Below are 11,560 nucleotides of genomic sequence, written 5' to 3' on the forward strand. Positions count from 1 at the left end.
TGCTTTCGTAAAAATCCCAGGAGCCGGATTTTCCCCCGGATACTAAGGGATTTTTCTCTAATCAGGGAGAGCAGCTCTTTTCGTTTCATGATTACAAGATAAATTATGATTAGTTTTTTTGGAATTAGTATCAAATAGCAACAAAGTTTATGAAAAGAGCTTAGACAAAAAAAGAACACACCCCATTTAGAAATCCTTCTAAATGGGGTGTGTTTAAGCGTATCTTTATATTAAGCCATAAATCAACAAACACTGTGACCTTCTTCTAAAAATTATTCAACAGTAACTGATTTCGCAAGGTTACGCGGCTTATCGACATCACAGTCGCGGTGAAGCGCAGCGTAATAAGAAATCAATTGCAATGGTATTACAGAGATAAGGGGTGTTAATAATTCATTCACTTCCGGGATGACGAAGCGGTCGTCTTCCTCTTCAAGACCCTTCATGGAGATGATGCAAGGGTTGGCGCCGCGGGCAGCTACTTCTTTGACGTTTCCGCGGATACCAAGGTTAACCGCTTCCTGCGTAGCAAGAGCGATAACTGGTGTTCCTTCTTCGATAAGAGCAATCGTTCCATGCTTCAACTCTCCGCCGGCAAAGCCTTCAGCTTGGATGTAAGAGATCTCTTTCAGCTTAAGGGATCCTTCCAAGCCTACATAGTAATCAAGATGGCGGCCGATGAAGAAAGCGTTGCGTGTTGTAGCCAGATAATCACGGGCAATGGCTTCAAATTCTTCTTTTTGTTCGCATAGAGCTTCCATTGCTGTTCCAACGATACCAAGTTCATGGACCAAATCAAAGTTTAACTTGATTCCGCGTGAATTAGCCGTTACATATGAAAGAATAGAAAGCACTGCAATCTGAGCTGTGTATGCTTTAGTTGATGCTACCGCAATCTCAGGACCTGCGTGAAGAAGCAATGTGTAATCCGCTTCACGGGAAAGCGTAGAGCCAGGGACATTTGTAATCGTCAGTGACTTGTGCCCAAGTTCTTTCGTTTGTACAAGAACTGCACGGCTGTCCGCTGTTTCACCACTTTGAGAGATGAAGATGAATAATGGTTTCTGTGATAGAAGAGGCATGTTATAGCTGAATTCGCTTGCTACATGAACTTCTACTGGAATTTTCGCCATATTCTCAATGAACTGCTTGCCGACCAAACCGGCATGGTAGCTCGTTCCTGCCGCAATGATATAGATACGGTCAGATTCATTCATTGCTGAAATGATTTCTTCATCGATCTCCAACTCTTGATTATCGTTACGGTAAGCGCTGATAATCTTACGCATAACTGCAGGCTGCTCATCGATCTCCTTCAGCATGTAGTGAGGGTAAGTGCCCTTCTCAATGTCACTTGCATCCAATTCAGCCGTATATGGCTCACGGGAAACTTCTTCACCTTCAAGGTTCTGGATTGTTACTTTTTCTTTTGTAACAATAACCGTTTCCTTATCCATAAGCTCAACATACTGGTCTGTTACCTGAAGCATCGCCATCGCATCACTTGCCACAACGTTGAAATCTTCTCCAAGACCTACAAGCAATGGACTTTTGTTCTTAGCAACGAAGATTGTCTCGTCATTTTGATTATCCAGAAGAGCAATTGCATAAGACCCTTTAAGAAGTTTAAGCGTTGTACGGAACGCTTCCTCTACACTTCTGCCTTCGTTAACTAATTTTTCAATAAGCATAACGATGATTTCAGTGTCTGTGTCACTCTTTAAAGTAACGTCTTGCAAGTATTCACGCTTTAGAGCTGAATAATTCTCGATAACACCATTATGCACGATAGTGAAACGGTCTGTTGTTGCCTGATGAGGGTGAGCATTCACTTTGCTTGGAGGACCATGAGTCGCCCAGCGTGTATGGCCGATACCTGTGTTGGATAACACATTTTCGTCTACATTGTCACGAAGGTCGGCAATACGCCCCTTCTCTTTGAAGATATGGACTCCATCAGCATTTTTGACGGCGATTCCTGCTGAATCGTACCCGCGGTATTCAAGCTTTTCAAGCCCTTTTAGAAGTATTTCTTTTGCATCTTTATTTCCAATATATCCTACGATACCACACATAATTAAATTTCCTCCCTGGATGATAAGAGGGCAGGAAGCTCGGGGGCCCCTTGCCCCCTTATCTCTGATTAAATATAATTTTTGCATTTCCTTTCTTTTGTCCACGGAGTTGCCTCGGTGATTTGAGAAAGAAATTGACGGCTCTGCTTTAAGCCGGGAGGCATCCGCCGAAAAATCGATGAACCTCCACCTCGTCAACTAAACCGCTTCGAACGCAGTTTAGTCCTGGCGCTTTTAAATCTTTATTAACCACTATCCTCCTAAGCAGCATTGAATTATTCTTGATCCACTCGAGAGAGAACCAAAAACAGGATAATCATACAATACCCCGAATGAATCCGTCAATAAAAATTTTTCAGCCCATTTATATCTGAGACAAAATAAAACTTCCGGCACATGGACTTCCGGACTTCTCTCCTCAAATGTCCCACGCGGCCTGGAGATAGCTAAAATGCCTTCCTGCTTATGGTGCTTACTTAATTTTCCCGAAAAACATTCAGTTAAACCAGATATTATTGATGGTATAGTTAAAAAATATGCATAAGAGGACTCAAGGGTCCCTCTTATGCATGCACATTTTCAGCTTATTACTTTAATCCCATCTCTTGATTAACAATATCGACTATTTCATCCACATACTTCACGCACAGCTCTTCTGTAGGTGCCTCAGCCATTACCCGTACAAGAGGCTCGGTGCCGGATGGACGCACAAGGATTCTTCCATTGCCGTTCATTTCCGCTTCAACCTTCTCAATCACTTCTTTGACCCTGGCATTATCCGTCACGTGATGCTTATCCGTCACTTTAACATTGACCAGTCTTTGCGGGAATTTCTTCATTTCACCTGCAAGTTCTGATAGTTTTTTGCCGGTCAGCTTCATGATATTGACTAACTGGATGCCTGTCAGCAGGCCGTCGCCCGTTGTATTGTAATCCAGGAAGATGATATGGCCGGACTGCTCGCCGCCCAGGGAATAGTTGTTCTTGCGCATTTCTTCCACTACATAACGGTCACCTACAGCCGTTTGCAGGCTCTGAATATCGCTTGCTTCCATTCCTTTATGGAATCCAAGATTGCTCATGACAGTTGAAACGACAGTGGACTGCTTCAAGCGTCCTTCTGATTTCAAATGCTTAGCGCAGATGAACATAATCTGGTCTCCGTCTACGATATCTCCATTTTCATCTATCGCAATCAGGCGGTCACCGTCACCGTCAAAAGCCAGGCCAATATCCGCTCCCTTTTCTTTTAACAGTTTTGCAAGTTCTTCAGGATGAGTCGATCCGACTCCATCATTGATATTCAGGCCATTCGGGGACGCTCCCATTGTAATAAGATCAGCATCAAGGTCTGCAAATAAATGAGGTGCCAATGAAGACGTCGCTCCATGAGCGCAGTCCAGAGCGATGGTAAGCCCCTCGAACTCCTCATCGACTGTTTGCTTCAAGTACTGCAGATACTTCTGTCCGCCTTCGAAATAATCGCTGACTTGTCCCAAATCAGCTCCGATTGGACGAGGAAGTGCATCCTCCTCCTGGTCAAGAAGGTCCTCGATTTCTTTTTCCTGATCATCAGTCAGTTTAAATCCATCAGATCCAAAGAATTTGATTCCGTTATCCCCCACAGGGTTATGGGAAGCAGAGATCATGACTCCGGCTTGAGCATCAAGAGCTTTCGTCAAATAGGCAACTCCAGGAGTTGATATGACTCCAAGACGCATCACTTCAGCTCCGATTGACAGCAGCCCGGCAACCAGTGCCCCTTCCAGCATATGGCCAGAAATTCTTGTATCACGGCCAATTAGAATCTTTGGTCTTTCAGCGTCTTTCGTCAACACATAACCTCCGAAACGCCCCAATCTAAAAGCCAACTCTGGAGTCAGCTCTGTATTAGCAATTCCTCTTACACCATCTGTCCCGAAATACTTTCCCATTGATATCGCTCCTTAGTGGGCTTAAAGATCCAGTGATAAATTAAGCCGGTATTTTCTCTTGTATTTGGATTGTAACTGTAGTGTTGGCCAATTCCCATTCGATGTCTTCCGGACCCTCGGCTGTCAATTCTATTTCATGATCGCCGGGGGCCAGTCCTGTTACATCTGCAAACAGCGAGAATGATTGAGAGTCCACCGTATCCAGCTGTTCCGAAAAACCTGAAACAGTTATATCCACTGCCCCTGATTCCGGATTGACAAACTCATACTCCAGGTCCTCATCAGCACCTTCTAGCGTTATGGTATTCCCCATGACTGTTTTCTTTTCAACTTCTTTAATATCTATTGTCACTTCGACTTGTTCCGGTGTGACTTTATTCACACCTTCCGGAAGTTCGAGCGGCACTTTAATTGTCGTATCTTTAGTAACTTCGCTTAAATCCAGTTCTGCCTGAAGCTCATTAATCGACCTGAGAAGAGCGTCCCTGCCAAAGACCGTTACTTTCTTGGGGTTGACAGTGATAGACTGGATTTCCAAACCATCAGGCAGGTCGCCTGTCTGGTTTACTGCCACTGTAACCTCTTTGCTTGGATTGATGACTTCGATTGTCACATCCACCGTTTCAGGTTCAATAGCCACATCCAGCTTATTATAGTCTCTGTCAAGCACCTGAACTCTTGCTTCCCTAGTAATGGAGGCGTCTATACCACTGTTCACATCCGGGGTGGCTACGACATAAGCAACTTGCTCAATGATATCCTTGGCGCCCGTAATTTCTACGTTCCGGGGCTCCACTGTCACACTCTCTGACTGATATCCTTCAGCCAGCAATGCTTCATTGAATTCAGGATCCACCGAGAATTCTTCCGTCACCTTTTCCTGGATGGAAACATTCACAAAGGAAGGGTTCAGATTTACTTGCAGCTTGTCAGAAATCCCTTCGATTTCCAGCTGTACCTGGTGTTCGCCAATGCCTAAATCATTCAAATCTGCGTACACATGAAAGTCCCTTAAAGTCTTCGCGGAGGTAACCAGATTCTTCGGTCCATCCACTTCGATCGTAACGGTTTCAGGAACACCGCTTACAAATAAATTTTCACTGTCATAAAAAATTTCGACAGGTACGTTCTCAATTGTCTCTACGCCTTGCTGCGGATTGCTGCTTTCATTTCTCTGCACAGCCATCTCATCAAAATTGACGGAAACATAAAGGACAAAGGCCAATAGCAGTCCGACTATACGCATGAACCAGCGATTTTCGATGAATTTATCCATTGTCTCTCTTCCCCCTCCAGCTCCATTTTGTAGAGGATGCATTTGCTTTTTCACCTATCAGCTCATGCTCGAGGATCAACTTTAAGTCATCCACTGAAATATTCCGTTTCAAGTCACCATTCACCGTAACAGAAATACTGCCGGTTTCTTCTGAAACAACGATCGTAATACTGTCCGTCACTTCACTGATCCCTAAAGCAGCCCTGTGCCTTGTTCCCAGCTCCTTGGAGATGAATGGACTTTCGGATAACGGCAGATAACAAGCAGCCGCCGCAATCCTCCTCTTTTGCAGGATGACAGCACCATCATGAAGAGGCGTGTTTGGAATAAAGATATTAATCAGCAATTCTGAAGAAATCTTTGAATGAATCGGAATACCAGTTTCTATGTATTCACTCAGGCCCGTTTCCCTTTCTATTGAAAGAAGGGCGCCTATTCTCCTTTTCGCCATGTAACTGACGGCTTTGCCGATCGCTTCGATCATCTGGCCCTGCTCTTCTTCCTCTTGATTTCCGCTTCTGGAGAACAGTCTTCCCCTTCCAAGCTGTTCAAGCGCTCTACGCAGTTCCGGCTGGAAGATGATGATAATGGCCAGAATCCCCCAGTCAATTGCCTGGTCAACCAAGGATCTTAAAGTATCCAATCCCAGCAGCCCGCTGAGACCTCTTACGATAATAATGACGAAAATCCCTTTTAACAGCTGGACGGCTTTCGTTCCTTTAATCAGCATTATTAATTTGTAAATAACTAACCATACCAGAAGTATGTCGACTATATCTGAAGCATAGTCCAGTACGGAATAATTTGAGTAAACATCAAAAAACGGCATATAGTATCCTCCAATAGAAGTGATCTAAAGGGATAGCCGTGAAAATGGCTATGTAGTTAGTAACTTTATTATTATATCACAAAGAGCCTTGACATAAAGAATAATAAGGATAAATGGAAATATATATAAGCTGATATTTTTTGCTCTTTTTGCAAGGATTGTGGCTGTTGAAAAGTAATGGATTTCCGCTCCAGGCGCACGACTCCAATCCCCATATATAAAAGGGAAGGATAAAAAAATAGTATTAAATAGCAACATTCTTGTAAAAATGAGATTTTCAAAGTCGTTTGATTGAGCTTTCGGATATCGCAAATCCTTAAAGATTTCTCTCTAATCGGAGAAAAAAGTTCTTTTCTTTCTTGCTTTTAATTTGATATAGCAACAAAGTTTACGAAAAGAGCCCTTTATTTAACGGCTTCCATCTCAGGCCTATCCAGGGTGGTCGTCAGTCTATCACCTAATCAAAGGCGGCAGACGCAGCACCAATCGATATTGCATTATTTTCTTCCCTTTTAAAAAAAGACTGTTCCAGCATGGGTGCCGGAACAAATCCTTTCACTTCTTATATACCCTCAGGCTGGTCTTCAAACCAATCCAGAGTCTCATTGAAACCTTTTTTCATCTGGTACCATAACCATTCAAAGGCCGCATCGATTTCTTTGATTTCACCAGATACACTCCCGGCAGAAGCCATGTACTGTTGACCGTTAATGATTGTTACGTCTCCATTGACCTTTCCTTCTACCTTGACGTCGCCGTTTTTAACCGTGATATTTCCTTCAATCACTTTGCCTTCAGGAACGATTACCGTGTGGTCCTGGACAATTAAATCTGGCTGCTTCGTAAAGGAAAATTCATCGCTTTCATTCCAGGAGGAAAACAGGCTGCCAATCATTAGTACGAAAAAGAGGGAGGCTGCTGTCATAAGGGGATGGTGTCTCAGCCACCTCTGAACCCCAACCTTTTTCTTCTCCCGCGGCAGGTTTGCCATCACCTTGCTTGTAAAATCCGCAGGTGCCTGTATATGTGATGTGCTTTGCACTAATGCTATCGATTTTTTCATCTCATGGAAAAACTGCTGACATTCTTCACACCTTTGAAGATGTTCTTTCAATTTTTTCTCATGGTCTTGTGTAATTTCTTCATCTAAATATTCATGAATATATTCTTCATATTTTGTTGAACAACAAGATTTCAAAGGCTTCACACCCTTCCTACATGTTTCTTAATTGTTTTCTGAGAGCTTCCCGCCCTCTATGTATCCTTGTTTTCACCGTCCCTAATGGGAGATCCAGAATTTCACTGATTTCCTGGAGAGACAATTCTTCAATATACTTCAGGACAATCACCGACCTGTATTTATCCGGAAGCTTGAGAATCTGTCGCTGGATTTCTGCCTGAAGTTCCATCTCTTCCACTTCTTCTTCCGGCAGCTGCCCTTCTGCGGCTACTTGAGAATACATTGTAAGGCCTTCTGTCCCAGTAACTTCTGCATCGAGATAATAATCCGGTTTCTTTTTCCTGATTCTGTCGATGCACAGGTTTGTGGCAATACGGTACAGCCAAGTGGAAAACTTGCGCTTCTGGTTGAAGGTGTGGATATTCACATAAGCCCTGATAAAAGCCTCTTGTGATATATCTTCTGCTTCGTGCCGATTGCCCAGCATACGGAAACAAATCTGGAACACTTTATCTTTATAAAGCTCTATTACCTCGGCAAATGCATCCTGGTCCCCTTTGAGCACTTGCTTTATTCTTTTATTGACTAGCGCATCCATTTTATACCCCCGCTCTATGCGGCTATACATATATACGAACGTATAGCAAAAAGGTTTCAATTTTTTTCATCTACTATATCCTAACAAAAAATAACAAAGAAATGTTTACTTTTTTTGCTATATGGGTATAAAAGAATTAAACAATGTCGGAAACGAGGTAATTAGTGTGGGGAGAGCTGAATTACTGAAACAAATAGAAGAGCACCGGAGCAGAATGGTAGAATTGGCACTGCAATCATCCTTTGCAAATGAAAAAGTCGTTGAAATCAGTTCAAAGCTTGATCGCCTGCTCAATACCTTCCATCAAAAAACTGAAGAATTATAAAAAGAATTATAAAAGCAGCTTCCTGAAAAGGAAGCTGCTTTGTTTATTAGATAAGAAAGTAAAAAATTTACAGATCAAAAATTAAGAGGTGTTTCTGAATCCAGCTCCAGCGCCCGAGGGTCCGTAACCACTGCAACGGATCCTCGGGATCAAATAACCCCCTTAGTATAAAAGGAAAGACTGCCTTTTGTTCTACGGGGAACATTTGCCTGTCGGGGCTAAACGAGGCGCTTGCGCTTTATTTATCTTATAATAATTTTTCTCCGAAAAGAGAACCCATCAATGCAACAGCAACAGACGCCGTTCTGTTTTTGTCATCCAGGATCGGATTAACTTCCACAAACTCTGCTGACGTTACCAGGTTTGATTCCGCAAGCATTTCCATTGCTAAATGACTTTCCCGGTAGCTGATCCCGCCCATAACAGGAGTTCCGACACCAGGAGCATCGCTTGGATCCAGACCATCAAGATCAAGTGATAAATGTACACCATCCGTTTTATCCTTTAAGTAGTTGATGGCTTCTTCCATTACCTTCGTCATACCCATACGGTCTACCTCATGCATAGTAAATACCTTGATACCGCGTTCTTTAATCAATTCCCTCTCTCCCTCATCGAGTGAGCGGGCTCCTATGATCACGATATTTTCAGGTTTCACTTTAGGTGTGTATCCCCCGATACCTGTCAGGCTCTCATCACCGATGCCCAAGCTGACAGCAAGCGGCATGCCATGGATGTTGCCGGAAGGGGATGTATCGCTTGTATTCAAATCTCCATGAGCATCATACCAAATAACGCCCAGGTTCTCGTAATGCTTGGAAACACCCGCAAGCGTTCCAATCGCAATACTATGGTCTCCGCCGAAAACTAGCGGAAAGTCTTTATTCTCAATCACCTTATCTACACTATCAGCCAGCTTTTGATTTCCTTCTGCAACCGCTGTCAAATTTCTCAGAGTTGAATCAGAGGTATGTACCCTCTCCGGCTGTGCAATTTCAATATTCCCCAAGTCATTTATTGTATGGCCAAGTCTCTCTAATCTCTCTGCCACTCCCGCATAACGGATAGCACTTGGTCCCATATCTACTCCACGGCGCATTTGCCCTAAATCCATAGGAACGCCAATGATCGAAATATTCTTTTTCATATACTAGTTCCTCCTCAACCTGTTCTATATCCATTGTAACGAACAACAGCAACATGACTCAACCGGACAACGCCGTGTATATATATACAAAAGCGGAAGGGCCTGTTCAGAGGCGTACAAAATGACCAGGCCCCGCATGAGATAAAGGAATCACGAAGAGCGAAGCAATTCGATGATGACTTATCGCAAGGAGGGGACTGGCATTTTGCTAGCCTCTAGGCCCTGGAGCTGGACGGCACAAAAGCGGAAGCGGCCGTTTAGGGACGTACGGATTTGAGCGCTGCCGTATTGAGATAAAGGAAACACAACAACGAAGTGAGTTGATGTTCATTTCCATATAATAAGAAAGGCGCTCCCGACTCAAAGATGTTCAATAATAGAAAAAGTCCAAGAGCTGACTTTTTCTTTGAACTACAGCTTACAATTAGAGGAAATGAACTTGTTGACTTATCGCAGAGGAGGCAGTGACAATCCGCTAGTCCCTGGCCGTTGGAGCTGGACGGTACAAAAGCAGAAGGGGGGTCCTGCTCAGAGGCGTACAAAATGACCAGGCCCCGCATGATATAAAGGAATCACGAAGAGCAAAGCGATTCGGTGTTGACTTATCGCAAGCTGGAGCTGGCTGAGATAAAAGCGGAAGCGGCGTTCAGAAACGTAAATAATGGCCACCCCTGGATGAGGAAGAAACAAACCTTCGTATTACAATAAGCTTATTCCAGGATAATATAGTAACCAGCAGGAAAATCACTCTCCTGATTCTAGTAACAACCGCCAAAACACAAAAAAAGCTTCCAGAAAAACCTGGAAGCTTTTTTCAATAATGAGCCATGAAGGATTCGAACCTTCGACCCTCTGATTAAAAGTCAGATGCTCTACCAACTGAGCTAATGGCTCTAAATGGCTGGGCTAGCTGGATTCGAACCAACGCATGTCGCAGTCAAAGTGCGATGCCTTACCGCTTGGCTATAGCCCAATAACAGCAAAAATAAAAAGACATTAGTTAACATGTCCGTTTTTCTGCTTATGTATTCAAAAAAATGGTGGAGGGGGGCAGATTCGAACTGCCGAACCCGAAGGAGCGGATTTACAGTCCGCCGCGTTTAGCCACTTCGCTACCCCTCCAATAAAATGGTGCCGGCAAGAGGACTTGAACCCCCAACCTACTGATTACAAGTCAGTTGCTCTACCAGTTGAGCTACACCGGCATTTCATTGGTATTTTAGATGATATTTAGTTGTCAGAACTAATTAAGTTATAATGGTGGAGGATGACGGGATCGAACCGCCGACCCTCTGCTTGTAAGGCAGATGCTCTCCCAGCTGAGCTAATCCTCCACTATAATGGTGACCCATACGGGATTCGAACCCGTGTTACCGCCGTGAAAGGGCGGTGTCTTAACCGCTTGACCAATGGGCCGATCTTATAAACTAGTAAGCTTCCAACCGGATTCGAACCGGTGACCTCTTCCTTACCATGGAAGTGCTCTACCTGCTGAGCTATGGAAGCAAATGGCTCCGCAGGCAGGACTCGAACCTGCGACCGATCGGTTAACAGCCGATAGCTCTACCACTGAGCTACTGCGGAACGATATGCCTGGCGACGTCCTACTCTCACAGGGGGAGATCCCCCAACTACCATCGGCGCTGAAGAGCTTAACTTCCGTGTTCGGCATGGGAACGGGTGTGACCTCTTCGCCTTAATCACCAGACATATGTATTTGCTTATCTTGAAAGGACAAATATTATTATAACAACATCCTTGAAAAATTCAAGTGTTATTTTAATTTGTTCTTTCAAAACTAGATAAAGTATTAGAAGAAAGAAGAAAGTATTCCGAGTTTCGCTGCATTTTGCGATCCAGCTCCGGCGGCTAGAGGCTCGGGGTCATCTGGCAGCAATCAGCCGAGGGCAAATACCGCCCTCATCTGCTTGCTGTCATATGCCTGTCGCCTCTGTTCAAGCCGCCTGCGCTTTTTACTGTGGTTAAGTCCTCGATCGATTAGTATCTGTCAGCTGCACGTGTCGCCACGCTTCCACCTCAGACCTATCTACCTGATCATCTTTCAGGGATCTTACTCACATAAAGTGATGGGAAATCTCATCTCGAGGGGGGCTTCATGCTTAGATGCTTTCAGCACTTATCCCTTCCGCACATAGCTACCCAGCGATGCCTTTGGCAAGACAACTGGTACACCAG

Annotated in this window: 8 protein-coding genes, 8 tRNA genes and 2 rRNA genes; 1 reads left to right on the top strand and 17 read right to left on the bottom strand. The window is 44.0% G+C overall.

From position 1 onward, the window contains the following. Positions 1 to 272: 272 nt before the first annotated feature. From glmS to sigW, 6 genes are all read right to left on the bottom strand, one after another. Entirely contained in the window at positions 273 to 2,075 is a 1,803-nt protein-coding gene (glmS, locus tag FZC78_RS17695) for a glutamine--fructose-6-phosphate transaminase (isomerizing) (protein WP_148941422.1), read from the bottom strand. Positions 2,076 to 2,662: 587 nt separating this feature from the next. After that, positions 2,663 to 4,009, bottom strand: coding sequence for a phosphoglucosamine mutase (glmM, locus tag FZC78_RS17700; RefSeq protein ID WP_148941423.1), 1,347 nt, complete (start codon positions 4,007 to 4,009; stop codon positions 2,663 to 2,665). A gap of 40 nt (positions 4,010 to 4,049) precedes the next feature. Continuing rightward, entirely contained in the window at positions 4,050 to 5,285 is a 1,236-nt protein-coding gene (locus FZC78_RS17705; RefSeq protein ID WP_187444991.1) for a CdaR family protein, read from the bottom strand. After that, positions 5,278 to 6,114 carry a diadenylate cyclase CdaA gene (cdaA, locus tag FZC78_RS17710; RefSeq protein WP_148941425.1) on the bottom strand — a complete coding sequence of 279 codons (837 nt, stop codon included), beginning with the start codon at positions 6,112 to 6,114 and terminating at the stop codon, positions 5,278 to 5,280. The genes FZC78_RS17705 and cdaA overlap by 8 nt, the downstream gene beginning before the upstream one ends. A 562-nt stretch (positions 6,115 to 6,676) precedes the next feature. Continuing rightward, complete coding sequence (locus tag FZC78_RS17715; protein WP_148941426.1) at positions 6,677 to 7,321, bottom strand: anti-sigma factor family protein; 645 nt, start codon at positions 7,319 to 7,321, stop codon at positions 6,677 to 6,679. Positions 7,322 to 7,328: 7 nt separating this feature from the next. Next, complete coding sequence (sigW, locus tag FZC78_RS17720) at positions 7,329 to 7,892, bottom strand: RNA polymerase sigma factor SigW (protein WP_113926574.1); 564 nt, start codon at positions 7,890 to 7,892, stop codon at positions 7,329 to 7,331. Positions 7,893 to 8,058: 166 nt separating this feature from the next. Between sigW and FZC78_RS17725 the strand changes: the two genes are divergently transcribed. Continuing rightward, entirely contained in the window at positions 8,059 to 8,217 is a 159-nt protein-coding gene (locus FZC78_RS17725) for an aspartyl-phosphate phosphatase Spo0E family protein (protein ID WP_148941427.1), read from the top strand. A gap of 247 nt (positions 8,218 to 8,464) precedes the next feature. Here FZC78_RS17725 and rocF read toward each other — a convergent pair whose 3' ends face one another. From rocF to FZC78_RS17785, 11 genes are all read right to left on the bottom strand, one after another. Next, positions 8,465 to 9,364, bottom strand: coding sequence for an arginase (rocF, locus tag FZC78_RS17735; protein WP_148941428.1), 900 nt, complete (start codon positions 9,362 to 9,364; stop codon positions 8,465 to 8,467). Between the two features lie 821 nt (positions 9,365 to 10,185). Further along, positions 10,186 to 10,258 (bottom strand) — tRNA-Lys (locus tag FZC78_RS17740). Between the two features lie 4 nt (positions 10,259 to 10,262). After that, a tRNA-Gln gene (locus FZC78_RS17745) sits at positions 10,263 to 10,337 on the bottom strand. Positions 10,338 to 10,402: 65 nt separating this feature from the next. Next, positions 10,403 to 10,486, bottom strand: a tRNA-Tyr gene (locus FZC78_RS17750). A 7-nt stretch (positions 10,487 to 10,493) separates the two neighbouring features. Then, a tRNA-Thr gene (locus tag FZC78_RS17755) sits at positions 10,494 to 10,569 on the bottom strand. A gap of 53 nt (positions 10,570 to 10,622) precedes the next feature. Further along, positions 10,623 to 10,698: transfer RNA gene (locus tag FZC78_RS17760), tRNA-Val, on the bottom strand. 7 nt (positions 10,699 to 10,705) lie between these two features. Then, a tRNA-Glu gene (locus tag FZC78_RS17765) sits at positions 10,706 to 10,780 on the bottom strand. 17 nt (positions 10,781 to 10,797) lie between these two features. After that, positions 10,798 to 10,870 (bottom strand) — tRNA-Thr (locus FZC78_RS17770). A 3-nt stretch (positions 10,871 to 10,873) separates the two neighbouring features. Continuing rightward, positions 10,874 to 10,948 (bottom strand) — tRNA-Asn (locus FZC78_RS17775). 7 nt (positions 10,949 to 10,955) lie between these two features. Further along, positions 10,956 to 11,072, bottom strand: a 5S ribosomal RNA gene (gene rrf, locus FZC78_RS17780). A 270-nt stretch (positions 11,073 to 11,342) separates the two neighbouring features. Beyond that, positions 11,343 to 11,560: ribosomal RNA gene (locus FZC78_RS17785) — 23S ribosomal RNA — on the bottom strand; the annotation flags it as partial.

Origin of the sequence: Rossellomorea vietnamensis (assembly GCF_008180415.1) — a bacterium.
Taxonomy (GTDB): domain Bacteria; phylum Bacillota; class Bacilli; order Bacillales; family Bacillaceae_B; genus Rossellomorea; species Rossellomorea vietnamensis_C.